The sequence below is a fragment of the Streptomyces bluensis genome, assembly GCF_014650715.1.
In the GTDB taxonomy this organism is placed as follows: domain Bacteria; phylum Actinomycetota; class Actinomycetes; order Streptomycetales; family Streptomycetaceae; genus Streptomyces; species Streptomyces bluensis.
The window spans coordinates 13,812-36,240 of the sequence record NZ_BMVM01000032.1 but is presented as its reverse complement, the minus strand read 5'-3'; the positions used below and the strand labels follow the sequence as shown (position 1 = coordinate 36,240).

The 22,429-nt window shown below is 72.6% G+C and carries 23 protein-coding genes; 11 read left to right on the top strand and 12 right to left on the bottom strand.

Features of this window, described 5'->3' with window-relative positions:
- The first annotated feature begins 77 nt into the window (after positions 1-77).
- The 5 genes from IE262_RS38120 (at position 78) to IE262_RS38100 (ending at position 5,278) form a co-directional block, all read left to right on the top strand.
- Entirely contained in the window at positions 78-1,100 is a 1,023-nt protein-coding gene (locus IE262_RS38120; protein WP_134041006.1) for a LacI family DNA-binding transcriptional regulator, read from the top strand.
- 101 nt (positions 1,101-1,201) lie between these two features.
- Positions 1,202-2,503 (top strand): alpha/beta fold hydrolase, encoded by a 1,302-nt coding sequence (locus IE262_RS38115; RefSeq protein ID WP_189880170.1) that lies wholly within the window; start codon positions 1,202-1,204, stop codon positions 2,501-2,503.
- Between the two features lie 138 nt (positions 2,504-2,641).
- On the top strand, positions 2,642-3,538 hold the full coding sequence (gene sigJ, locus IE262_RS38110) for an RNA polymerase sigma factor SigJ (protein ID WP_134041136.1): 897 nt from the start codon (positions 2,642-2,644) through the stop codon (positions 3,536-3,538).
- Between the two features lie 74 nt (positions 3,539-3,612).
- A complete protein-coding gene (locus IE262_RS38105) occupies positions 3,613-4,443 on the top strand; it encodes a pentapeptide repeat-containing protein (protein ID WP_189880168.1) in 831 nt (276 codons plus the stop codon).
- A gap of 109 nt (positions 4,444-4,552) precedes the next feature.
- Positions 4,553-5,278, top strand: a complete 726-nt coding sequence (locus tag IE262_RS38100; RefSeq protein WP_189880166.1) for a DUF2470 domain-containing protein — start codon at positions 4,553-4,555, stop codon at positions 5,276-5,278.
- On the opposite strand, the gene IE262_RS38095 is transcribed toward IE262_RS38100, so the two are convergent.
- The 4 genes from IE262_RS38095 to IE262_RS38080 all read right to left on the bottom strand — a co-directional run bounded on the left by IE262_RS38095 (position 5,246) and on the right by IE262_RS38080 (position 9,674).
- Complete coding sequence (locus tag IE262_RS38095; RefSeq protein ID WP_134041015.1) at positions 5,246-6,421, bottom strand: lactonase family protein; 1,176 nt, start codon at positions 6,419-6,421, stop codon at positions 5,246-5,248. The genes IE262_RS38100 and IE262_RS38095 overlap by 33 nt on opposite strands.
- Positions 6,422-6,611: 190 nt before the next feature.
- Positions 6,612-7,682: a hypothetical protein gene (locus IE262_RS38090; protein ID WP_134041017.1), complete on the bottom strand. Its 1,071-nt coding sequence runs from the start codon at positions 7,680-7,682 to the stop codon at positions 6,612-6,614.
- Positions 7,683-7,753: 71 nt separating this feature from the next.
- Entirely contained in the window at positions 7,754-9,010 is a 1,257-nt protein-coding gene (locus IE262_RS38085) for an FUSC family protein (RefSeq protein ID WP_134041019.1), read from the bottom strand.
- A 169-nt stretch (positions 9,011-9,179) separates the two neighbouring features.
- A complete protein-coding gene (locus IE262_RS38080) occupies positions 9,180-9,674 on the bottom strand; it encodes an FBP domain-containing protein (protein ID WP_134041021.1) in 495 nt (164 codons plus the stop codon).
- Positions 9,675-9,858: 184 nt separating this feature from the next.
- Here IE262_RS38080 and IE262_RS38075 point away from each other — a divergent pair, with 184 nt between their 5' ends.
- Together IE262_RS38075 and IE262_RS38070 are read left to right on the top strand one after the other, a co-directional pair.
- Entirely contained in the window at positions 9,859-10,815 is a 957-nt protein-coding gene (locus IE262_RS38075) for a phosphotransferase family protein (RefSeq protein WP_189880164.1), read from the top strand.
- 92 nt (positions 10,816-10,907) lie between these two features.
- Positions 10,908-11,156 carry a hypothetical protein gene (locus IE262_RS38070; RefSeq protein ID WP_134041025.1) on the top strand — a complete coding sequence of 83 codons (249 nt, stop codon included), beginning with the start codon at positions 10,908-10,910 and terminating at the stop codon, positions 11,154-11,156.
- Positions 11,157-11,231: 75 nt separating this feature from the next.
- Here IE262_RS38070 and IE262_RS38065 read toward each other — a convergent pair whose 3' ends face one another.
- The 3 genes from IE262_RS38065 to IE262_RS38055 form a co-directional block, all read right to left on the bottom strand.
- Complete coding sequence (locus IE262_RS38065) at positions 11,232-12,260, bottom strand: SDR family oxidoreductase (RefSeq protein ID WP_189880162.1); 1,029 nt, start codon at positions 12,258-12,260, stop codon at positions 11,232-11,234.
- Between the two features lie 101 nt (positions 12,261-12,361).
- Entirely contained in the window at positions 12,362-13,027 is a 666-nt protein-coding gene (locus IE262_RS38060) for an HAD family hydrolase (protein WP_134041030.1), read from the bottom strand.
- Positions 13,028-13,104: 77 nt separating this feature from the next.
- Positions 13,105-14,142, bottom strand: coding sequence for a PHP domain-containing protein (locus IE262_RS38055; protein WP_189880160.1), 1,038 nt, complete (start codon positions 14,140-14,142; stop codon positions 13,105-13,107).
- A gap of 133 nt (positions 14,143-14,275) precedes the next feature.
- Between IE262_RS38055 and IE262_RS38050 the strand changes: the two genes are divergently transcribed.
- Complete coding sequence (locus tag IE262_RS38050) at positions 14,276-14,512, top strand: hypothetical protein (protein WP_134041034.1); 237 nt, start codon at positions 14,276-14,278, stop codon at positions 14,510-14,512.
- A gap of 157 nt (positions 14,513-14,669) precedes the next feature.
- On the opposite strand, the gene IE262_RS38045 is transcribed toward IE262_RS38050, so the two are convergent.
- The 3 genes from IE262_RS38045 to IE262_RS38035 all read right to left on the bottom strand — a co-directional run bounded on the left by IE262_RS38045 (position 14,670) and on the right by IE262_RS38035 (position 16,532).
- Positions 14,670-15,260, bottom strand: a complete 591-nt coding sequence (locus IE262_RS38045) for a VanZ family protein (RefSeq protein ID WP_134041036.1) — start codon at positions 15,258-15,260, stop codon at positions 14,670-14,672.
- Positions 15,261-15,305: 45 nt separating this feature from the next.
- Positions 15,306-15,968 (bottom strand): DUF4230 domain-containing protein, encoded by a 663-nt coding sequence (locus IE262_RS38040; protein WP_134041038.1) that lies wholly within the window; start codon positions 15,966-15,968, stop codon positions 15,306-15,308.
- 168 nt (positions 15,969-16,136) lie between these two features.
- Entirely contained in the window at positions 16,137-16,532 is a 396-nt protein-coding gene (locus IE262_RS38035) for an anti-sigma factor antagonist (RefSeq protein WP_134041040.1), read from the bottom strand.
- Between the two features lie 439 nt (positions 16,533-16,971).
- Here IE262_RS38035 and IE262_RS38030 point away from each other — a divergent pair, with 439 nt between their 5' ends.
- The gene (locus tag IE262_RS38030) at positions 16,972-17,364 is read left to right on the top strand and encodes a VOC family protein (RefSeq protein WP_134041043.1); all 393 of its coding nucleotides are present in this window, start codon (positions 16,972-16,974) and stop codon (positions 17,362-17,364) included.
- 19 nt (positions 17,365-17,383) lie between these two features.
- Here IE262_RS38030 and IE262_RS38025 read toward each other — a convergent pair whose 3' ends face one another.
- Both IE262_RS38025 and IE262_RS38020 read right to left on the bottom strand, forming a co-directional pair.
- Positions 17,384-17,680, bottom strand: coding sequence for a DUF4235 domain-containing protein (locus IE262_RS38025; protein ID WP_134041045.1), 297 nt, complete (start codon positions 17,678-17,680; stop codon positions 17,384-17,386).
- 318 nt (positions 17,681-17,998) lie between these two features.
- A complete protein-coding gene (locus IE262_RS38020) occupies positions 17,999-18,448 on the bottom strand; it encodes a nitroreductase family deazaflavin-dependent oxidoreductase (protein ID WP_134041047.1) in 450 nt (149 codons plus the stop codon).
- 303 nt (positions 18,449-18,751) lie between these two features.
- Between IE262_RS38020 and IE262_RS38015 the strand changes: the two genes are divergently transcribed.
- Together IE262_RS38015 and IE262_RS38010 are read left to right on the top strand one after the other, a co-directional pair.
- The gene (locus tag IE262_RS38015; RefSeq protein WP_229877958.1) at positions 18,752-19,960 is read left to right on the top strand and encodes an MFS transporter; all 1,209 of its coding nucleotides are present in this window, start codon (positions 18,752-18,754) and stop codon (positions 19,958-19,960) included.
- Positions 19,961-20,015: 55 nt separating this feature from the next.
- Positions 20,016-22,403, top strand: coding sequence for a beta-galactosidase (locus IE262_RS38010; protein ID WP_189880158.1), 2,388 nt, complete (start codon positions 20,016-20,018; stop codon positions 22,401-22,403).
- The last annotated feature ends 26 nt before the right edge of the window (positions 22,404-22,429 follow it).

Sequence of the window (22,429 nt, the reverse complement as noted above, 5' to 3'; positions counted from 1 at the left end):
GTGCGCTGGCCACGGCGCCACGAAGGTAATGTGAACGCGCACCCGCCGCTCCGTAACTCCCTGGAGGTCCTCGACCGATGGCCCAGTCGGTGGGTATCAAGGACGTCGCCCGTGCCGCCGGAGTCTCCGTGGGCACGGTGTCGAACGTGATCAACCGCCCGGACACGGTCGCGTCCGAGACCCGTGCCCGTGTGCTGTCGGCGATAGACCGCCTCGGCTACGTCCGCAGCGAGTCGGCACGCCAGCTGAGGGCCGGGCGCAGCCGCATCATGGGCCTGCTCGTGCTCGACATGGGCAACCCCTTCTTCGTGGACGTGGCGCGCGGCGCCGAGCGGGCCGCACGCGAGGCCGGGCTCGGCGTGATGGTCTGCAACAGCGCCCAGAGCGCGGGCGAGGAGGCCGAGTACCTGTCGCTCTTCGCGGAGCAGCGGGTCCGGGGCGTCCTGCTGACCCCCGCCGACGCGACCGGCCGCAACATCAGGACCTTCCGCCGCCACGGCATCCCCTTCGTCCTCGTCGACCGGGTGGCCGAGGGCACCACCGAGTGCTCGGTGTCCGTCGACGACGTCGCGGGCGGCGCGCTCGCCGTACGGCATCTGGTGGACGCCGGGCACCGCTCCATCGCGTACGTCAGCGGCCCGCCCGGCCTCAACCAGGTCCGCGACCGCCGCACCGGCGCCCTGAACGCGCTGGCAGAGGCCGGGCTGGGCCCCGACTCCCTGCGCGAACTGCCCACCGAGCGGCTCGACGTGGCCGCGGGCCGCGACGCGGGCGCCCGGCTCCTCGGCCTCGCCGACCGCCCGACCGCCGTGTTCTGCGCCAACGACCTCCTCGCCCTCGGCGTGCTGCAGGCCGTGTTCGCGGCCGGGGTGAGCGTGCCGGACGACCTCGCGATCGTCGGCTACGACGACATCGAGTTCGCGGCCGCCGCGGCCGTCCCCCTCACCTCCGTACGGCAACCCGCCGTGACCATGGGCGCGATGGCCGCCGAGCTGCTCCTGGAGGAGACCGAGGAGACGGCACCGGCGGCGCACGAGCACAAGAGGGTCGTCCTCCAGCCGGAGCTGGTGGTGCGCAGCTCCAGCCTGTCGGCCCGCTGACCGCCCGATGCGTGGATTTTCTTGATCCACGGGGTCGGCCACGCGAAGAATCTGTGGTGGACTGGTGGGCGCCCTGGAATCCGTCCGTCTCGGGAGCCCTGTTGACCGTCAGCTACCGCCAGCCCGGTGTCGTCCTCACCGACCGCCGCTTCACCGTGCCCCTCGACCACGACGACCCCGTGGGGGAGCGGATCGAGCTCTACGCGCGTGAAGTCGTCGCGAGTGACAAGACGGACAAGGACCTGCCCTGGCTGGTCTACCTCCAGGGCGGGCCCGGTTTCGGCGCGAACCGGTTCATCGGCAAGCAGGCCTGGCTCGGCCGCGCCCTCAAGGAGTTCCGCGTCCTGCTCCTCGACCAGCGCGGCACCGGCGCCTCCACGCCCGCCAACCGGCAGACCCTCCCGCTGCGCGGCGGCCCCCGCGAACAGGCCGACTACCTGGCCCACTTCCGCGCCGACTCCATCGTCCGCGACTGCGAGGCCATCCGCCCCGAGATCACCGGCGGCGCCCCCTGGACCGTACTCGGACAGAGCTTCGGCGGCTTCTGCACGGTCAGCTACCTGTCCACCGCGCCCGAGGGACTGAGCGCCGCCGTCATCACCGGGGGCCTGCCCTCCCTCGACGGGCACGCGGACGACGTCTACCGCGCCGCCTACCCGCGCATCGAACGCAAGGTCGCCGCCCACTACGCCCGCTACCCGCAGGACGTCGAGCGGGCCCGACGGATCGCCGAGCACCTGCTCGCGCACGAGGTCGTCCTGCCGAACGGCTTCCGGCTCACCGTGGAGGCCTTCCAGTCCCTCGGCATCCTCCTCGGCAAGAGCGACGGCAGCGCCCGCCTGCACTACCTCCTGGAGGACGCCTTCGTCCGCACCGCGCAGGGCCCCGCACTGTCCGACGCCTTCCAGGAGGAGGTCCTGGGGCTGCTGTCGTTCGCGGGCCACCCGCTGTACGCGCTCGTCCACGAGGCCTGCTACGGCCAGGGCGAGCGGCCCACCGCCTGGTCGGCGGAGCGGGTGCGCGCCGAGTTCCCGCAGTTCGACGCGGCCAAGACGCTCACCGGGGACGGCCCGCTGCTGTTCACCGGCGAGTCCGTCCACCCCTGGACCTTCGACACCGACCCGGCCCTGCGCCCCCTGCGCGAGACCGCGGACGAACTGGCCGCCCGCACCGACTGGAAGCCCCTGTACGACCCGGCCCGGCTCGCCGCCAACGAGGTGCCGGTCGCGGCGGCCGTCTACCACGACGACATGTACGTCGACACCGCACACTCGCTGCGGACGGCCCGCGCGATCCGCGGTCTGCGCACCTGGGTCACCGACGAGTACGAGCACGACGGGGTACGGGCCTCCGGGCCACGCGTCCTGGACCGGCTGCTGGCGCTGACGAGGGACGAGGTCTGAGCGTTGTCGGTGCCGCGGGTTACTGTGCGGTCATGACGGAGCCGACGCCGCGGATGAGCGCTTCGGTGGGAAGCGGGCCGTGGCGTTGGGACTGTTCCGCCGATGACCGAGAACGGGGAACCGAGGGGAGAGCCACCGATGGCCGAGGAGGAACTGCTCGCCGAGCGGTTCGAGGAGCATCGCGGTCATCTGCGCGCGGTGGCCTACCGGATGCTCGGCTCGCTCAGCGAGGCCGAGGACGCCGTGCAGGAGGCGTGGCTGCGGCTCAGCCGCTCCGACACGAGCGATGTGCACAACCTCGGGGGCTGGCTGACGACGGTGACCGGGCGGGTGTGCCTGGACATGCTGCGCTCGCGCCGCACCCGGCGCGAGGAGTCCATGGACGCGTACGAGACGTATCTGCCCGATCCGGTCGTCCGCTCCCTGGACCGGGTGGACCCCGAGCAGGAGGTGCTGCAGGCGGACGCCGTCGGGCTCGCCCTGCTGGTGGTGATGGAGACGCTGGAGCCCGCAGAGCGGCTCGCGTTCGTGCTGCACGACATGTTCGCGGTGCCCTTCGACGACCTCGCGCCGATCGTGGACCGTTCCACCGCCGCGACCCGGCAGCTCGCCAGCCGCGCCCGGCGCCGCGTGCAGGGTGCCGTGCCCGCCTCGGACCCCGACCTGGCGCGGCAGCGGCAGGCGGTCGACGCCTTCCTCGCCGCCTCCCGTGGCGGAGACTTCCAGGCGCTGCTGTCGGTGCTCGACCCCGAGGTGGTGCTGCGCGCCGACGCCGGAGCACTGGCCGTGGGCGCGGCCGCGTCCAAGCAGGTACGGGGCAGGCAGTCGGTGGCCGAAGGTGCCTTCATGTTCCGGCAGTTGTCGCAGTACGCCCGGCCGGTGCTCGTCAACGGATCGGTGGGCCTGCTCACGGTCGTCGACGGCACACCCGTGTCGGTCACGGGCTTCACCGTGATGGACGGGAAGATCACCGCGATGCACATCCTGTCGGACCCGGAGCGACTGGCGCGGCTCGGACTCGTGGCGCTGGACTGAGCGGCCTTTCGTCCACTCACCTGGGACAGCCCGGGAAGGAGGGGTGCGACCGCGTCGTCGTTAGGCTGAACCGTATGGAACAGACAACCGCCGACGGCCTCCTCGACCTGCGAGCCGACTGCTCCCGGTGCTTCGGGCTGTGCTGTGTGGCCCTGCCCTTCACCGCCTCGGCGGACTTCGCGGCCGACAAGGCGGCCGGCGAGCCGTGCGCCAACCTCCGGGAGGACTTCCGCTGCGGCATCCACACCGAGCTGCGGCAGAAGGGCTTCACCGGCTGCACGGTCTACGACTGTTTCGGCGCCGGGCAGAAGGTCTCCCAGGTCACCTTCGGCGGGCGGGACTGGCGGACGGGATCACGTGCGGACGCGCGGCGGATGTTCGACGTGTTCCCCGTCGTACGCCAACTCCACGAACTGCTCCGGTATCTGACGGAGACTCTGACGCTGCCCGCCGCCCGTCCGGTCCACGCGGACATACGCGCCCTGCTCGCCGAGACCGAACGGCTCACCCGGGGGACCCCGCGGGAACTGGAGGAGGTGGACGTCCCCGCGCACCGGCAGCGCGTCAACGTCCTGCTGCTGCGGGCGAGCGAGCTGATGAGGGCGGGGGCAGGGCGACGGAAGGAGCGCCGGGGCGCGGATCTGATCGGTGCCCGTCTGAGGGGCGCCGACCTTCGCCAGGCCGACCTGCGCGGCGCGTACCTCATCGCCGCCGACCTGACGGGGGCCGATCTGCGGGGCGCGGACCTGATCGGCGCCGATCTGCGCGACGCCGATCTCACCGACGCCGACCTGACCGGCGCCTTCTTCCTCACCCAGCCCCAGCTCGACTCGGCCCGGGGGAGCGCCGGGACGAGGCTGCCGGGATCGGTCACCCGCCCCGCTCACTGGGCAGCGGGGTTCTGACCCGGGGGCCCGCCGCGAGCAGCGGACCGCGCACGGTGCCGCCGGGTGGTGGTTGGCCTGCGCCCCGATCTCCGATAGCTTAGGCAAGGCTTACCTAAGGGAGGTTGGGATGGCTGACCGTCACACCTGGACGTCCGTGCCCGCCGCGGCCGAGCGCGCCCGCTCGGTGCTCGCCGCGGCGTGGTCCTGCGCGGTGACCGCGGACGGCGGACGGGAGGAGTTCGTCGGCGCGCACACCGTCGCCGAGGACGGCCGTGTCCTGCTGCATGTGCCGGAGGACAGCAGGCTCGCCGCGGCCGCCGTCAGCGCCCCGCGCGGCGAGCCCTCCGCGGTGCTGGAGTTCGCCGACGTGGCACCCGTGGCCGTGCGGGGCCGCATCCGTGCCCGGCTCTGGATGGCCGGCTGGTGCGCCGCCGAGGACGGGCGGCTCGCGTTCCGGCCCACGCGGGTCGTGCTGCGCCCACCGTCCGGCGCCGTCGTCGTCGACCTCGACGAGTACGCCGCCGCCCCACCCGACCCGCTCGCCACGGCGGAGTTCCCCCTGCTCACCCACCTCGCCACCGCCCACCCCGACGCCGTTGAACGGCTCACCCGCCTCGTCGACCCCGACAGTCTGCGGGGCGCCGTCCGCGTCCAGCCGCTGGCCGTCGACCGGCACGGCCTCACCCTGCGCATCGAGCGCGCCCGCGACCACGGCGACGCGCGCCTGACCTTCCACCAGCCCGCCGACGACCTGGCTCAGCTCACCGAGCGTGTGCACATGCTGCTCGCCCAGGCCGGCGCCGCTCGCCACCCCCGCGCGCTACAGCGGCAGCGCACAGACGGCGACAGGTGACACGAACGGCTCCCCCGCGCGCCGGAGCCCACCGCTCTCGCGGTCCACGTGGAAGACGCTGACCGCACCCGACCGCTGGAGCGACGCGAACAGCAGCGTCCCGTCGGGCGTGAACGCGATCTGGCGCGGGAAGTCCCCGCCCACCGGCACCGTGTCCAGCAGTCTCAGCCGTGCCCCGCCCGCCTCGACCGCGTAGCGCGTCAGACTGTCATGGCCGCGATTGGCGAGATAGGCGTACGCCCCGTCCCCCGTCACCAGGAGCTGCGCGGGATAGGTCGTGCCGGAACCCGTCCCCGTGGGCTGCGGCTCACCCGGGGTCAGCCGGCCGCTGCCGGGGTCGTAGCCGCACACTACGACCGTGTTGTCGAGCTCGTTGGCCAGGTACGCGTGGCGGCCCCCCGGGTGGAACGTCAGATGCCGCGGCCCGGCGCCCGGCCGCGTGCGCGCCCGCGAGACCTCCGTGAGCGTCCCCTTCGCCTCGTCGAGCCGGTATGTGTACACGGTGTCCGTGCCCAGGTCCACGGCGAGGACATGGCCTCCGTCGGGGCTGGTGACGATCTGGTGCGCGTGCGGGCCCTCCTGCCCCGGTCCGGGCGCCGGACGGTCGTGCACCACGCGGTCCGTGCGTTCGCCGAGCGCACCCGAACCGTCGATGGAGTGCACGGCCACACTGCCCGAGCCGTAGTCGGCGCTCAGCAGCCAGCGCCCGCTCGGGTGCACCGACAGATGGCAGGGGGCCACGCCACCGGTGCTCCGGGTGCCGAGGACACGGTGGTCGGAGAGCCGCACGGCGGTCACGGTGCCCTGCGTCCGCTCATTGACGGCGTACAGCGTGCGGCCGTCCGGATGCGCCGCGAGGTACGACGGGTCGGCGACACCGGTGATGGTCTGCCCGCCCTTGACGCCGCCGCTCTGCGCGTCGTACGTCGCCACGCGGATCCCGTCGCCGCCCCCCTCGCCCGAGGTGTACGTACCGATGTAGAGCGGGCGTGGGCCCCTGGGGCGGGGGGAGGGAGCCGTGCTCTGCGCCGAAGGGGACGCGGAGGCGCCCGGCGCGGCCGGTGGCTCGGGGTCGGGCGCGGTGGTGGACCCGGAGCATCCCGCCAGCGCCGCCGGGACGGCCGGCGCCGTGACCGCTGTCATGAAACGGCGCCTGGTCCACTCGTGTCGGTCCCGCGCCGGTTCACTCGTCACTACCCGCACCCCGGTCCCTCGGTCGTCGTCGTGTCCGTGATCCACTTTCACCCGCGAGACCGCCGAAGCGCAAAAACCGAGCGGCGGGCGCGCCCTGACGCGATGCCCACAGCCCGCCGGTCTCCGACCCGTGGCCGGCCTACCAGTCGCCGTCCCCGACCGGCTTGCCCGACGCGTCCCCCAGCGGTTTCACCTGGTGGGGCGAGGGCTGCTGCCAGGGCTCGTGGTCGTCGCCGAGCCAGTCGCCGACCGGCCGCACGGAGCCCAGCGCGTCGGTGGGCGCGAGGTCCTGGGCGTCCTGGTCGTAGTAGTCGAACCAGGGCAGCCCGGCCCGGGTGTACGCCGCGCGGTCCACGGGCGACGGCGGAGGCGCCTCGCCGGTGATGCGGCGCCACTCCGGCGGCGTGACGAGGTGCACGAAGACGCGCCCGGCGGGCTCCTCGGCCCAGCTGCCACGCGGCCACACGTCCCGGTGGACCTCCTGGCGCATCGAGCCGCCGACACCGAGCCCCATCGCGGCGGGACCGCGGGGCGGACCAGCGGGAGCACCGCCCTGCGCGGCCCCTGGTGCGGCGCCCGGCGCGGGCGGGGCCGCCATGGGGAACGCCGCGCCGTAGCCTCCGGCCGGCTCCGCCGACCGCATGACGGCCCTCTTCTCGGCGATCCGCCGCTGCGCCTCGCGCCACTCCGCCAGCCGCTCACCGTTCAGCGGGAACGACTGGAGCTGTACGCCGCCCCAGACCTCCTCGCCGGTGACCTGGCCCTCGACCGTGGCGCCCAGGCCCAGCGGGACGGCCACGAACTGGCGGACCGTGCCCTTCCCCGAGTTGATGCCGTCCAGCCACGGCTGCCGCGGCAGCACCACGTAGTTCTGCGGGTCACGACCCAGACGGTCGCTCCACGGCCTGCCGGAGACCGCGCACACCTTGCCGACGCCCACCTGGAGCGCGGCCGGTTCCGTCGTGCCCCCGAAGTGCAGCCACATCGCCTCGCGCAGGTACACCGGCAGCATCACCCCGCCGCGCGCCCGCATCCCCTCCGGTGCCGTGTCCGGGTAGTCCTCGACGCGGCGGACCGGGAAGTCGCCGAGCCCCGGAGGCAGCGGGTGCGTGCCCGTCTCGGGCAGACGCAGGGTCCGCTTGAACCGCACCTGGACACCTCCCGGCAGGTGCAGTGTGGTGCCGTCGATCCGCACGGTGCCGTCGGTCATTGCGTACGCCCCCTAGCTGTGCTGCCGCTGTGCTGCCCTGTCGCGTCGCCACCGATGGCGACGACGCGTCGTCACTTGGAACGCCGGGCGAGCAGGGGCCGGTTCCGCAGGAGCGCGCGGACCTGGTGCAGCCGGTCGCGCAGGCGGGCGAGGCGGGGGCTGCGCTCGCGTTCCTCGCGGGAGCAGCGGTCGAGTTCCTCCAGCAGACGGCGGGAGCGGTGCTCGGTGTCGAGCTCGTCCAGGATGCGGTTGACCTCGGTGAGGACGGCGCCGCGCAGCTGCCACTGCCGGGCGTCCCGCTGCACGTCCTCCAGCAGCAGCTGGGCCAGCTTGTCGCGGGTCGCGGCCGCCGTGGCCAATTCGGCGGCGAGCCGGGCCTCGGCGGACTCGGCGTTGCTGCTGACGTCGGTGGTGACCAGCACGCCGAAGCTGACGACGGCGTCCGCGATCTCGCCGAGCAGCTGTTCGAGGACCGCTCCCGTCGCGGGCTCGAACAGCGGCTCGGGCTCCCGCTCCCGGGCGAGGTCGGTGAGCGTGCGGGCGATGACCCGCAGGACCACCGTGCAGATCTCCAGCGTGTCGAGGCCCGTGCGCAGCACGACCCGGTGCAGCAGCCCCTCCCGCACCCTCGGGTTGAGCTTCAGGCTGTCCTCGGCCTGGCTGAGGGCCGCGTCCACCTCGACGATGTCGTGGTCGAGCTGCCGGGCCTCGTGGAGCTGGGCGGCGGCCTGTACGAAGGGGGTGCGGCCCGCGGCCTCCTCGCCGACACGCAGCATCAACTGCCGCATCCGGCGCGCCATGTCCTCGATGGACTCACCGGCCGCCTCCACCCAGACCGGGGGAGCGAGGACGAGGTTGAAGACGAGTCCCACGGCGGCGCCGATCAATGTCTCCTGCACCCGCATCCAGGCCGTGCCCCCGACCTGGGTGACGCCGAGCACCAGCATCGCGCTGATCGCCACCTCGGGCACGAACTCGCTGACCCGCACGAGATGCCCGACGGCGAGCGAGGCGAGGATGATCAGGGCGAGGCTCCACCAGGTGAGCCCCACCAGCAGGCTGAACAGGATGGCGATGACAACGCCGGCCACCACCGCGTTGACGCGGCGGATACCGGTCTTGAGCGTGGCGTAGAGGGTGACCTGCACGACGAGGAGCGCGGTCAGCGGGGCCGTCAGGGGCGCAGGCTCGGAGCTGAACCGCAGCGCGACCACATACGCCAGCGTCGCGGCCGCCGCCGACCGCACCGACTGCACGACAATGGGGTCCTGGCGCCACTTTGTCATCTGCGGGCCGACCACGGCCCACGCACCACGTACGTCTCGCATCCTTGGGCTGTTCCCTTTCCGCCCCTGCCCGGAACGTTTCTCCACGGACGTTGATCGTCCGTTCAGGAGCGTAAGCCGTATCCGCTGGTCGTGAGGGTGGACGCCAAAGGGTGAGACGAGCGGGGGAGCCGGCCACCCTGACGACAGGGCCCAGGAGATCCCGCACGGCTCACTCGTGCAACTTCCGCAGGAACGAGGACAGATTGCCCACCGTCCGCGCGATCTGTTCCTCCGGTGTGAGGGTCTCCTCGAAACGGCCCCCTGACTCGGGGACCTTCTTGCCGCGTACATAGAGGGAGCAGGCGAGGTCGGCGCACATGTACACCCCGACCGAGTTGCCCTCCCGCCCGGCCGCGCCCGCCTTGCGTGCCGTCATCAGGGAGACGCCGTTGCCCGGGTGCGTGGTGAGGCACACCGAACACAGGCTCCGGTGCAGGAAACCGCGCCGGACGGACGGAAACCGCAACGCGACGCCGACCAGACCGCTGCCGTGCTCGGCCACGAGATAGCTCCGGTCGGGCGCGCCGGGGTCGCGCCAGCCGAGGAAGTCCAGGTCGTCCCAGGGGCGCTGATCGAGATCACGGGGTACTGCGAGCCGTTTCGCCTCTCCTTTGGTGCAGTTGACGAACGAGGCGCGGATGTCCTGCTCGGTGAGTGACCTCATGGGGAGCCTCCTGGGGATGGTGCGAGTGAAGCCTGGCAAAACCTAGGAGTACTAGGCCATGGAGGATGTTATGTAGGCAGATCCAGGAAGGCCAATGGATTTCGCCTCGGCAAGCTGTGTGCGGGCGCCCTGCCGACCTGGGAGAGTGTGATCGTCGGTGGCAAGGACGAGGGGGAGGCGCACGGTGACGGACGCGGTGGAGCGGGCACGGCGAATCCTGTCCGCGGCCGGACTCGGCGAGGACGACCTCGTGACGGTCCGGTCACTCGACGGCGGTACCTACAACGCGGTCGAGGAACTCGTGCTCACCGACGGCCGGCGCCTGATCCTGAAGACACCTCCGCCGCCCCAGAACCCGGCCCTGCGCCACGAACGCGAACTCCTCGGGGCCGAGGCCGAGTTCTACCGAGGAGCCGCCACCGTCGGCGTACCCGCTCCCCGCACGGTCGCCCTGGCGCACGGCCGGCTCCTGATGACCGCATGCCCCGGCACGCCCTGGCACCTCGCCTCCCTGGAGGAAGCCGAACAGCGGACGCTACGCCGGGAGCTGGGCGGTCTGGTGGCCCGCCTCCACCGAGTGACCGGCCCCGGCTTCGGATACCCCTCCGGCGCCCTCGGTCCGCTCGCCCCCGACTGGCGCACCGCCTTCACCGCCATGTACGACGCCGTACTCGCCGACGCGCGCCGCTTCCGGGCCTGGCTGCCGCGCACCGCGGACGAGGTGGCGCGCACGGCGAAGACCGCGTACGACGCCCTCGACGAGGTCACCGTCCCCCGCCTCGTCCACTTCGACCTCTGGCAGGGCAACATCCTCGTGGAGCGCGACGGCGCTCCACGCGTCGGCGGCCTGATCGACGGCGAGCGCATGTTCTGGGGTGACCCGCTGGCGGACTTCGTGTCGCTCGCGCTGCTCGGGAACATCGAGGACGACCCGGAGATCCTGACGGGCTACCAAGAAGGCGGCGGACAGGTCGAGTTCACCTCGGCCGCCAGGCAGCGTCTCGCCCTCTACCGCAGTTACCTCTACCTGATCATGCTCACCGAGACGGTGCCCCGTGCCGCCGGTGACGAGCAGGTCGGCTGGGTGCGGGAGACGGTGGCACCCCAGCTCACGGCGGCCCTGGACGAGCTCGGCGGTTGACACCGGGCCCGGCCGCCTGCCCGGCCGCCCGGCCTGGTTTCGGCCGTCTTGCCCGAGGTACTCGCGCCGGGGCGAGACGAAGGGAGTACGCCGTGACCGATCACCGTCTGGAGGGTCCCGGCGAGAACGGGGAGCCCGTACCACGAGACATGCCCGACCAGCAGGCCCACGGCGGCGACGACCCGTGGGACGTCGCCCCCGAGGGCGGCGACCGAGACGGCGAGGACGCGCCCGCAACCGACGTGCCGGACACCGACGAGGCGGGCTCGGGCAGACGAGGCGTCCCGAAGCGGGGAAACATCCACCCCGAGCAGCCCGTGCCGTACGAGTCCACCGACTGACACGACTGACACCTCCCCGCCGCCCACGGAACGGCACCGCGTGGTCGCCGTCCCGTGGGCGGTGGTCCATGGCGCTCAGCCCACCTTCCGCCCCCGCATCGGCTCCGTCTCGGTCCCCTCCCCGTGCCGCATTCCCTCCAGGAACTCCTTCAGGACCTCGACCGCCGTGTGCTGGGGGTGCCAGCCCAGTTCGTCACGCGCGCGCGTGCAGTCCATCAGCGGCAGTCGCAGGACGGCGTCGAAGAGGTGCGGCGACGCGGGCACGAGGTGCAGCCCCCAGGCGGCGGCGAGCGCCGAGCGGGCGGCCACACGGGGCATCCGTACCGGACGGGCACCGAGCATCTCGCCCAGCACGGCCGCGTCGACGGGCGGCTCGGCCGCGAGGTTGAACGCGCCGCGCACGTCCTCGTGCAGCGCGAGCCGGTACGCCTCGGCCGCGTCGTCCGTGTGCAGGGCCTGCACCCGCAGTCCCGGAACGTCGGGCAGGACGGGGAGCAGATCGGGGCGGACGAGCGGTCCGGGCAGGAAACGGCCGCCGAAGATGCGCCGCTGCTCGCTCGCCGACTCCTGCTTGAACAGGAACGCGGGCCGCATCCGCACCACCCGGATCGACGGGTGCTGGTGCTCGAACGAGTCCAGGGCGCGCTCCAGATAGGCCTTCTCCCGGCAGTACGCGGCGTCCGGCCACCCGTGCGTCGGCCATGACTCGTCCACCGAGCGGTCCTTGGGGCCGGGCGAGTACGCGCCGACCGACGAGGCGTGCACCAGTGTGGGCACCTTCGCGGCGGCCACCGCCTCGAAGACGCGGATGCCGCCGAGCACGTTGGTGCGCCAGGTGACGGCCGGATCGTGGGTGGGCTGGAACGCCCAGGCGAGGTGCACGACGGCGTCGGCGCCCTCGAACTCCTCCACCAGGTCGGTCTCCTCGACCCCCAGGTCCACCGCCGACCACTCCGTCCTGGCGGGAGACCAGTCGGGAATCCGCCGGGCCAGTCCGCGTACGGACCCCACCCGGTCGTCCTCCGCGAGCAGACCTACGAGACTCGTGCCGACGTTGCCGGTGGCGCCCGTGACGACCACCCTGCCGCTGGTTTCACTGCTCACCGCTGACTCCTCTCACAGGGGGGACCCGCTCCTCCCGGACCCAGAGGGGCAACGCCCGAGTACCCGGCCGCCCCGAGGATGCACGTGGGACCGAAGCCCGATCACATGTCCGCCGCCAGCGGGCTCTCCTCCAGGGACGCCAGCAGATGCGCCGGGTCCCGGTAGATCGCCTCCGCGCCCGCCGCCTCCAGGTCGGCGCGGGGGATGCCGCCGCTCAGTACGCCCACGCAGCGCACTCCGGCACGCGTGCCCGCGCGCATGTCCCACACCGTGTCGCCGACGAAGACCGCGCGCCCGGCGGGCACCCCGGCCAGCTCCAGGGCGTACTCGACCGGCTCGGGCGCGGGCTTCCCGGCGACCACGTCGTCGGTGCTCGCCGTGGCCGTGATCGCGTCGTCGGCGTCGATCGCCCGGCGCAGCGCGGACAGTTCCGAACCGCCGGCCGAGGTGGCGAGGACCACGCTCCAGCCCTCGCGGTCCAGCCGCCGCAACAGCCGCCCCGCACCCCGCAGCGCGGGCAGACGGTCGAAGTACGTGCCGTACAGAGCCCTGTGCGCGGCACTGAGCGCGGACACCTCGTCCGACTCCTGGTTCTCGCCCAGGACGTGCGTGATCAGATCGCCCGCGGCGAGCCCCACAGCCCGGTGGATCGCGTGCATCTCCACGTGGTGACCGGCCTGCCGGAACGCCTCCCACCAGGTCGTCACGTGGAGATGGTTGGTGTCGACGAGCGTGCCGTCGACGTCGAACACGGCTGCTCGGCCCATGGAGGTGTCCTCCTGTCTCACGGCTGCCACGGCCCGGATCCGGCGTCGCGGGGCCGGTGTGCGCCCCGGGTACCGCATCACGCGCTCCCCACGCGCGACGGCACCAGGCCCTCCCGTGTCCAGGCCAGCAGTTCGTCCGCGCTCCACGTAGTGATCACGCGTTGGGCGGGCACCCCGCATTCCTCGGCGCGGGCGCAGCCGTGGATCTGCCAGTCCAGCTGGCCGGGGGCGTGCGCGTCGGTGTCGATCGAGAACAGCACGCCCGCGTCGAGCGCCCGGCGCAGCAGCCGTCTGGGCGGGTCGAGCCGCTCGGGGCGGCAGTTGATCTCCACGGCCGTGCCGTACTCGGCGCAGGCCGCGAAGACCTCGTCCGCGTCGAACTCCGACTCCGGCCGTCCCCGCCCGGACAGCAGCCGTCCGGTGCAGTGCCCGAGGATGTCGGCGTGCGGACCGCGGACGGCGGTGACCATACGGCGGGTCATCGCCCGCGCGTCCATGCGCAGCTTCGAGTGCACGGACACCACCACGACGTCGAGCCGCTCCAGCAGCTCCGGCTCCTGGTCGAGCGACCCGTCGTCGAGGATGTCGCACTCGATGCCGCTGAGCAGCCGGAACGGAGCCCACCGCTCGTTGAGCCCGGCCACCACGTCGAGCTGCCGGCGCAACCGGTCCGCGGACAGCCCCCGGGCCACTGTCAGGCGCGGCGAGTGGTCCGTGAGCGCCGCCCACTCGTGCCCGAGCCGGGCGGCCGTCCGCCCCATCTCCTCGATCGGGCTCCCGCCGTCCGACCAGTCGGAGTGCACGTGGCAGTCGCCGCGCGACAGCGCCCGCAACCGCTCGCCGCCCGACGCGGCCGGCTCCCCGGCCTCGTCCTCCAGTTTCCGGAGGTAACCGGGCACCTCACCGGCCAGCGCCTCGCGCACCACCTGCGCGGTCTTCGGGCCGACCCCGCGCAGCGAGTCCAGCGAGCCACCGGCCGCACGCTCGGCCACCTCACCCGGGGGCAGCGCGCCCAGCACGCCGGCCGCGGTACGGAACGCCCGTACGCGATAGTCCGGCGCCTGGGACCGCTCCAGCAGGAACGCGATCCTGTCCAGGGCCTCGACGGGTTCCATGGGCACCTCCTCGTCCAGCGTTGCCCAACCACGCCGGGACCGCACACGGGACCGCGCTGTCCCTGACCCATCCGCCCAGGAGATGGGGCCCGCTTTGAGTCCCATTGACCCGATGCGATCTACGCTCTCTTGTATGACCGAAATCGCGAGCCCTCACATACCCCACCCGCGGATCCTGGTGCTCGGGGTGCAGCCCGGCCCGCCCCCGTTCCGGATCGTGGAGATCGACGGCCAGGTCGTCGGCGAGGCCAGGGCCATCACCGACGTCCTGGCCGCCGCTTCGGCGGCCGGCATCAGGGTCCACGACCTCGACGACCCCGACGTGGTCCGCTGGGTCGGCGGCGACAAGTTCACCTGGCTGCCGCACTAGGTGTGCTGTCCGGGGACGCCCGGCACGCCCTCTCGCCGCACCGGGCACAGGCCCAAGTACATCCAGTACGAGGGCCTGCGCCCGGCACGCCGAGAGCACGCACCGGACGCCGCCGGGCCCGCCCTTCGGGCGGACGACGGGACTTTCGCAACAGGCCCTATGCCTTGCGACGCAGGAAGCGGAAGCGGCGTGGGGGCCTGCGGCGCTTCTTGCCCGAGGGTGTGCTCCGCTCGGGCGGGTGCACGGCGTTGCCCAGCCGTCGCCCCAGCAGGACGTATCCCAGCAGCGCGCCCGCGGTGTTGAGGATGACGTCGTCGACGTCGAAGGCGCGCCCCGTGATGACGGCCCCCTGCACGAGTTCCACCAGGAGCATGACCATGGTGGTCAGTACCGGCACACGCAGGATGCCCCGCGTCCCGGGCGCCAGCATGGGCAGCAGTACGCCGAACGGCACGCCGAGCAGGATGTTGCCACCGATCTGCTTGACGGCGTCGCGCAGCGCGGGCTGGTTCAGATAGGCCTCCAGGGAGCGGCCCGGGCGCAGGTTGCTGTGGGTCAGGGCCTCCGAGGCCGGTGACGGCTGGAGCGTGAGCCGGGCCAGCACCGCCGCGAACGCGACCATGGCGGCGAAGGCCGTCACCAGCGCCAGGAGACGCAAGGGGGACGGGAGCGGCCGCCGCCCACGCGGGGCTGCCTTGGCCCGACGGCCGGCTGCCGATGCGCGGGAACGTGACGTGGTACGGGCCATGTAACCCTCCCAGTTTCAACTTCCCTTGTTCTGAAGGTGGTGGGCTCAGGCGTCGCCGTACGTCACCTTCACGTCCTCGAAGCCGAGCGAGCGGAGCAGGCCTTCGAGCATGCCGGTGGTGTTGGACTCGGCGCGGGCGGTGAGGTGGCTGTCCCTGGCCGCGTCGCCGATGTGCTGGGAGGCTAGCTTCTGGACGGCCTGTTCGCTGTTGGGGTTGTCCGAGAAGAGGTCGCCGATCCTGTCGAGCAGCCCGCGCTGCTTGGAGACGGCGTAGGAACGGTCGGGGTCGAGGGCGGGCTTGCCGAGCTCGGCGTGCGGCAGGTGGAGCGTGGCCGCGGTGCGGTCCTTGTTCACCTTCACGTCGTTCTCGCCCACCTTCCCCAGGTCGACGTAGGCGTCGACGGTGCCCGCGCCCACGTACAGGGTGCGGGTACCGCGGACCGCGTCCGGCAGGTACTTGGCGTCCTTCTCCAGGTCCACCACCACCTGGAAGTTGCCCGATACGGCGTCGTAACGGCTGATGTCCTGGATGGACTTGAGGAGCGCGGGGCCGGACCGGTCGTGCGTCTCCTCGCCGAACACGTCCTTCAGTCCTCCGAGGACGAGCAGCGGAACCGCGGCGAGCGCGACCACGACGAGCACCGCGAGAACGGTCAGGAGCTTCGCCCAGCCGGGCAGACGGCGGGCTCGCTTGACGGACGTCGTCATGTCGACGGTCCTCCTTCCTGTCTCCACGAATGCCCGCCAAATCCTTTGAAAGAACGCCAAGTTGACGGTTTGGTGACAGCTGTTCGGGGCACGGGCGGGTGCACGGGGGCGGCCAGGTCGCCGAACATCAGCGCGGCGTGCGTCCGCCCAGCCGGAACCGGCTCCCGCTCACAAGGTGCCCGAGGTGGCCTCCGGCCGGGCCAGCGCCTCCTCCAGGGAGGCCGCCGGCGGCAGCAGGCGGGCGAGTCCGGTCACCTTGAGGACGCGCAGGGTCAGCTCGTTGGTGCACAGCAGGTGCACCCGCCCGCCCCGGGTGAGGGCCCGGCGCCGGGCCCGGTACAGCAGACGCAGCCCGGAGCAGTCGAAGAACTCGACGGGCCGCAGGTCGATCACGATGTGAGGCTCGGGCTGGGCGGTCGCGGAGTCCAGGTACGGGATGATCTCCAGCGAGGCGAGGATGTCGATCTCGCCGTGGAACTCCAGCACGGTGTGCTCGTGTGCCGTGCGGACGCGCAGATGCCGGAGGGGCTGCGCGGAACCGTCGTGCACCGACTTCGCTTCCATCCGGCTCCCTCGTGGCAGGACTCTCACGTCACCGAGGGCCGGGGCGACGACGTCACGTGATGGAGACGTGTCACCGGGTCTCCGCGGCGTCAAAACCGTTCCTCGCTCTGCAAGTTACCCTCGTTGGAGTGAATTCCAGCATGTTCGATTGACATATGTCTTCCATTTGAGGGGCGAGTCGTCCGGCATGTTGCGTGCCCGACCTACGACCGGGCGCACGCCGGTACCGGAAGAGGGCGCAGCGGGCGTCGGGCGGCGACGAACGATTCGCCGCGAAGACCGGCTCCGATCCGTCAACTGGCCGCTGGGCACCTGGACTTCCGTACCCCGCCCTGCCCGGCGCGCGGCCGGTGGCCGACTGATTCCCCGGAACGGGGTACCCGACAGCGCACAGGCGCCGGCGGACCGCCGCCCGCGCCCGGACACCGACGGAGGAACGATGGCACTGGTACAGGCAGGCGTCGTGGTGCTGGACTGCGCCGAGCCCGAGAAACTCGCCGCCTTCTACAAGGAACTGCTGGACGCCGAGGAGACGCACACGACCGCCAACCGCGTCGAGATCAAGGGTGCCGCCGGCACTCGCATGGCGTTCCGCCGCGACGTGAACGCCACCCCGCCGAGCTGGCCGCGCCCGGAGCACTCCCTCCAGGTCCACCTGGATTTCCTCGTCGAGGACCTCGACGAGGCCGAACGCAAGATCGTCGGCCTCGGCGGGCGCCCCGTGGACACGAAGGAGCCGGCCGGGCTGTTCGAGGAGCGCGGTTACGCCGACCCGGCCGGCCACTCCTTCACCCTGCTTCGCGTACGGCCCACAGCGCCGAAACAGGGCTGAGCCCCCGCGCCGGTCCTCCTCAGTCCCGGCCCGCCTTGTCGGGCGACGGCCACACCCCCGTCCGGCGCGCGATGACCGTCGCACCCGCGCGGTCGAACGCGCTGCGGACCACCCCGAAGATGGCGCCCTGAACGGCCGCGGCCAGCAGCACCTCGCCCCAGTCGCGGTTCTCGTCCAGCGCGTCGGGTGCGTCGTCCTCGTGGCGGATCGCCTTCCATGCCGTGCGGAACGCCATCCCGGCCAGGGCGCCACTCAGCCAGCCGAGCGCGAACCCGGCGGGCTGGTAGGCGAGCGCGAGTTTCTTCTTCTTGGCCACCTGGATCTCTCCTCTCCGCGCCGCTTCTCAGAGGCGTCCCTCGCGGTCCGTGAGTGGCTCTCCGGACCGCCTGGTGTGTCCGGATGCGAGTACCCCAGGGGAGCGTGGTCAGTACCTCGGTCCCGGGGCGGAGAGTGCGGAGAGCCGCCCAGACGACCGCAAGGCGTAAGGGCCCGAAAGGCCACCGGCGCCCTCGGGACGCCCGAGGGCAGCAGAGAGCCCCGCCGCGACGGGGGAACGCGGCGGGGCCTTAGGCACGGATGCCCGGCGGGCGTCGGTCCATGCCTGCCGAACCGAAGATTTTCTCGGGCTCTTTCCTCAGCCTCCGGCCACCGGCTCCAGCACGAAGACGGGAATCACCCGATCGGTCTGACTCTGGTAGTCCGCGTACGGCGGATACGCGGCGACGGCGCGCTCCCACCACAGGGCCTTCTCGTCCCCGGTGACCTCGCGGGCCACCATGTCCTGGCGTACGGACCCGTCCTGGAGCTCCACGTGAGGGTCGGAGACGACGTTGTGGTACCAGACCGGATGTTTGGGCGCGCCGCCCAGAGAGGCCACCACGGCGTACCGGCCCTCGTGCTCCACGCGCATCAGCGGGGTCTTGCGGATCTTGCCGGACTTCGCGCCTCGCGTGGTGAGGATGATGACGGGCATGCCCGTGTCCCGCAACGTCGTTCCCTCGGTTCCGCCCGAGCTCTCGTACAACTCGACCTGCTCACGCACCCAGTCCGTAGGGCTGGGCACGTACTCGCCCTCAAGAGGCATGACTTCCGTCCCGTCGTCGCTGCTTGGTTCTTCCGTTCTCCCCAGTAGTACCAACAGTCGCGCCCGGAATCATTCTTCCGGGCCCCGCGCCGAGTCTTACGGCCGTCCCACGTCCCCGTGTCGTGGTCGAGGAATCGCCCCGGGGTCCGGAAGTCCGCAGGAGATCTTGACTCGCTGAATGTTACCGGTAACATCCATGCCCGTGGCGGCGTCACCACCGGCGCCCGAAGGCGGCGTACCCGTCAACTCCGTTGCCCCACGGCCCGGTTCATCCCCTTCTCCCGCCGAGGAGCGTGTCGCCCTGTGACCAGGCAAGCAGCGACATCGGACGACGCCACCCGTCAGGTCCCGGGCACGGCGCTCTTCAGCCCGGCCGCCGTGGTCGCGTCCTGTGTGGGCTACGTGCTCTTCGGCGCGCTCCAGGCCCTGTACGGTCCCGCGATCCCGGCCTTCCGCGAGGAGTTCGGGCTCTCCCCGTCGGCCGCCGGGCTGGGGCTGAGCGCCCACTTCGTCGGCGGTGTCGCCGGAGTGCTGCTCTTCGACCGCCTCTTCCGGCGCGTCGGCAACCGGCGGATCCTCGGCGTCTCGTACGTCCTGATGGCCGTCGGCGCGGCGGGCTTCGCGCTGGCGCCGAACTGGCCCCTGGGTCTGGCCGCCGCCCTGCTGGCCGGGCTGGGCTTCGGCGGCATCGGCTACGGCCTCAACCAGTTGTTCGCCGTCGGCTTCGGCCACCGGTCGACCGCGATGCTCAACATCCTCAACGCGCACTTCGGCGTGGGCGCCGTCCTCGGCCCCGCGCTGATCGGCGCCGTGGGATCCGAGCACTACCGGGCGGTCTTCCTCGGCTTCGCCGCCGCCAACCTGCCGCTGCTGCTGTGCCTGCGGGGCGTACGCGACCGGGCCCCGCAGCCGGCGGACACCGCGTCGGCGGAGGCCGGCGGGCAGGTCCTCGGGCGCAGCCTCGGTTCGGTGCTCGCCGTGTTCGTCGCGCTCTACGTGCTGCACGTGGGCGTCGAGGCGGGCGTCGGCGGCTTGGAGCCGACCCATCTGGAGACGGTCGGGTACGGCGCCGGAGTCGCCGCGACCGCCACCTCCGTCTACTGGCTGATGATGACCGTCGGCCGCTTCCTGGTCGCCCCGCTCGCGCTGCGCTACTCGGCCCAGGCCATCATCACCGTCTCCTGCGCGGGTATGACGGTCTGCCTGTTGCTCGCCACGATCCCCGGGCTCGCCCCCTACGCGTACGCGGGCGTCGGCTTGTTCATCGCGCCGATCTTCCCCACCGGACTGCCCTGGCTGGGCAGGGCGGCCCCGAGGGCCCGCAGGGCCGGTGCGGTGGTCATCGCGGCGTCCATGCTCGGCGGGGTCGTGGCCGGCCCAGCCCTCGGCAAGGCCATCGAATGGTCCGGGATCCGCGCGGTGCCGCTCCTGCTGTGCGGTGTCTCCGCGCTGTGCCTGGCCGCCACACTGTGGCTGGTCCGGGCCACGCGGCTCCCGGGACAGCACACCTAGGGCGTGTTCACCGCATGTTCTGCTCCGCTCCCGATCCCGGCCAGGAGAAGCCCTGATGACACCCCCGCACCGCCTCCGTGTCCCCGCGCCCTCCGCACCCCCGCTCACCGGCCATCTGCCCTTCGCCGACGCGCCCGGAGTGCCCGACCCGATCGAGGTGACCAGCCGCTGGCTCACGCGCGGTGGCCGCCCCTGGTTCCCGGTCTCCGGCGAGTTCCACTACTCCCGCTGCCCGGCCGGGGAGTGGGAGGAGGAACTGCTGAAGATGAAGGCGGGCGGGGTGACGGCCGTCGCCAGTTACGTCATCTGGATCCACCACGAGGAGGTGGAGGGCCGCGTCCGCTTCGACGGGAACCTCGACCTGCGCCGCTTCGCCGAGCTGTGCGCCCGCCACGGACTGGACTTCATCCCCCGCATCGGGCCCTGGGTCCACGCTGAGGTCCGCGGCGGCGGCCTGCCCGACTGGCTCCTCGCCCGCCCCTGCACCCCGCGCACCGACGACCCTGCCTACCTGGAGCCCGTACGTCACTGGTACGCGGCCGTCGCGGAGCAACTGCGCGGCCTCGACCGCGCCCACGGCGGCCCCGTCGTGGCGATCCAGATCGAGAACGAGCTCTACGACCAGCCCGGCCACCTGCTCACCCTGAAGCGCCTGGCCCAAGAGCTCGGCCTGAGCGCCCCGCTGTGGACATCGACCGCCTGGGGCGGGGTCCGACTGCCGCCGGACGAACTGCTCCCGCTGTACGGCGGCTACCCGGAGGCGTTCTGGACCGAGGCCGACGGCGGCTGGCCCGACACCTGCCGCAAGCACTTCTTCTTCACCCACCACCGCGACGACGAGGGCATCGGCGCCGACCTGCGGCCGACCGCCGTACGGGACGCCGACCCGGCCGCCCTCACGGACCGCTTCCCCTGGGCCACCTGCGAGCTGGGCGGCGGCATGGCCGTCGCGTACCACCGCAGGCCGCGCGTCGCCCCCGCCGACATCGGCGCCCTCGCCCTCACCAAGATCGGCTGCGGATCGGTGTGGCAGGGCTCCTACATGTTCCACGGCGGCACCAACCCGGCCGGAGAACTGACGACCCTGCAGGAGTCCCACGCCACCGGCTACCCCAACGACCTGCCCGTCCTCACGTACGACTTCCAGGCACCGCTGGGCGAGTACGGCCAGTACCGGCCCTCGTACCACGAACTGCGCCTCCAGCACCTGCTGCTGGCGGACTTCGGCCACCGCATCGCGGCCATGGAGTCCGTCCTCCCCGAGCGGGCGCCGACGGACCAGCACGACCGGAACACGCTGCGCTGGGCCGTGCGCGGTGACGGCACCTCGGGCTTCCTGTTCGTCACCAACCACCAGCCGCACGAACCGCTGCCGGACCACCCGGACACCACCTTCAGCGTCGAACTCCCGGGCACCGCCGCCCCGTTGACCCTGCCCAGCACACCCGTCACCGTGCCCTCGGGCGCCTACTTCTGCTGGCCGCTGCGCCTCGACGTCGCCGGCCTGCGGCTCGACTGGGCCACCGCGCAGCCCGTCTGCACCGTCGACGCCGAGGGCCGAACCGTCCTGGTGCTGGCCGCCATCGACGGCATCGCCCCCGAACTCGCCCTGCGCTCCGACACGTTGACGTCGGTCAGCACTCCGTCCGGCGACATCGCCCAGCTCGGCGACCGCACGCTGATCACCGGCCTGCGGCCCGGCACCGACGCCCTGGTCGAGGTGGACACCGTGGACGGCGGGCGCGCCGGCCTGCTGGTGCTCGACGCGGCCACGGCACGCACCCTCTACCGGGGCGCGGCATGGGGCGCCGAGCGGCTCGTGCTGTGCGCCGACGGGGTCGTCTTCGACGAGATCGCCGACGAGGTACGGGTGCACAGCCCGTCCCCGGAGCTGTCGTTCGCCGTACTGCCCGCGCCGGGCCGTGCACCGGTGGTGGCCGGGGCGGACGTACACACCACGGAGGACGGGGTGTTCACCCGCTACACGGTGCCGGCCGGCCCCGGGCCGGACGTCACCGACGCACGGGTCACGCGGCTCCGGGCCGCGGGACCGGCACCCGAACCCGTCACGGGAGTGATGGGCCGGGCGAGCGCGCCCGCCGACCAGCACTTCGGGACCACGGCGGCCGAGTACCGCGTCGACGTACCGGAGGACCTTCCGGCGGGAACCCTGCTCCGCGTCCACTGGACGGGTGACGTGGCACGCGCGCACGTGGGGGACACCCTGGTCGCCGACCAGTTCCACGCCGGGCGCGCCTGGGACATCGGCCTCGACCGGCTGCCGACCGGGGCCCCGCGTGCCGAAGGACTGCGGCTGAGGGTGCTGCCCCGGCACCCCGACGCCCGGGTGTACGTGCCGGAGGGGGCGGGCGACGGGGGAGTGGCGGCCGTCGAGCGGGCCGAGTGGATCACCCTGCGGTCCTGGTCGGTCAGGGCAGGCTAGGGCCCTAGCCCTGGACGCCGCCGTGT